Raw genomic sequence first — 1336 nt, 5'->3', positions numbered from 1 at the left:
GAAAGGTGATCGTTCCGCCCTAGTGTCCTGAGTCACAAGTTCGCAATCATAGATTCGCAGTAGATTCGCGTCGCTGTGCCAAGGATGGAGGCAAACAGCGACGGAGTCTCCAATGCCGATCCAGCAACTTGCCCCCCTGATATTGAGCGACGACGAGCGCGCCGAACTGACGTCGCTGACGATGCGGCGGAAGACGGCGCAGGCGCTGGCTCTGAGAGCCCGGATAGTGCTGACCTGCGCGGAAGGTGGTCAGAACACGGAAGTGGCGGCCAAGCTGGGGCTGGACCGGCAGACCGTAGGCAAGTGGCGGCGGCGTTTTATGGAGCAGCGCGTGGCCGGGCTGCACGACGAGCCGCGCTCCGGCGCGCCGCGCACGATTGACGATGCCCGCATCGAAGCCGTGATCGTGAGAACGTTGGAGAGTTGTCCTGAGAACGCCACTCATTGGAGCTCTCGCGACATGGCGAAGACCAGCGGCCTATCGGTATCGACGGTACAACGCATCTGGCGGGCCTTTGGGCTCCAGCCGCACCGGATGGAGACGTTCAAGCTCTCGACCGATCCGAACTTCGTGGCCAAAGTGCGCGATGTCGTGGGCCTCTACGTCTCACCGCCGGAGCGCGCCATCGTTCTGTGTGTGGATGAGAAGTCCCAAATTCAGGCGCTGGACCGTAGCCAGCCGATGCTTCCGATGCGTCCCGGCCAGGCGGCCCGAAGGAGCCATGACTACAAAAGGCATGGCACCACATCGCTGTTCGCTGCCCTCGATATTGCCACCGGACGGGTCATTGGCAAGTGCTATGGGCGCCACCGCACCGCCGAGTTCCGCAAGTTCCTTGACGAAATCGAGGCGGCCGTACCGCGCGAACTCGACGTCCATCTCGTCATGGACAATTACGTCACCCACAAGACCCCAATGATCCGGAGATGGCTGGCCAAAAGGCCACGTTGGCACGTGCACCTGACCCCGACCAGTTCGTCATGGCTCAACCAAGTCGAGCGCTTCTTCGCGCTCCTCACCGATAAGAAGATCCGGCGCGGCGTCTATCGCAGCGTAGCCGCCCTCAGGGCCGATATCGCCTCGTTCATCGAGCGACACAACGCCGATCCCAAACCGTTCCGATGGACCAAATCCGCCGACGACATCCTTGCTTCCATCGAGCGCTTCTGTCGTTACAATGCCCCCGCAAAACACGACCCAATGCTGCGAACTTCTGGTTCAGGASGACACTAGCGCGTCGCCAGCACCACGGCTGCGAGTGTGAAGATCAGCGCGGCGATCTGCCCTGCCGCCAAAGGAGCTATCGCCGCATTCACGCGGGCGCTGGCGGTTGAA

Annotated in this window: 1 protein-coding gene; it reads left to right on the top strand. The window is 61.9% G+C overall.

What is annotated here, in order from left to right; genetic code table 11:
- Nucleotides 1-112: 112 nt before the first annotated feature.
- Complete coding sequence (locus AC629_RS44365; protein WP_084810826.1) at nt 113-1234, top strand: IS630 family transposase; 1122 nt, start codon at nt 113-115, stop codon at nt 1232-1234.
- The last annotated feature ends 102 nt before the right edge of the window (nt 1235-1336 follow it).

This window comes from Bradyrhizobium sp. NAS80.1 (assembly GCF_001908205.1).
Lineage (GTDB): Bacteria > Pseudomonadota > Alphaproteobacteria > Rhizobiales > Xanthobacteraceae > Bradyrhizobium.
Note: the sequence above shows the minus strand (reverse complement) of the source record. Positions and strands in the feature narration are given on the sequence as shown.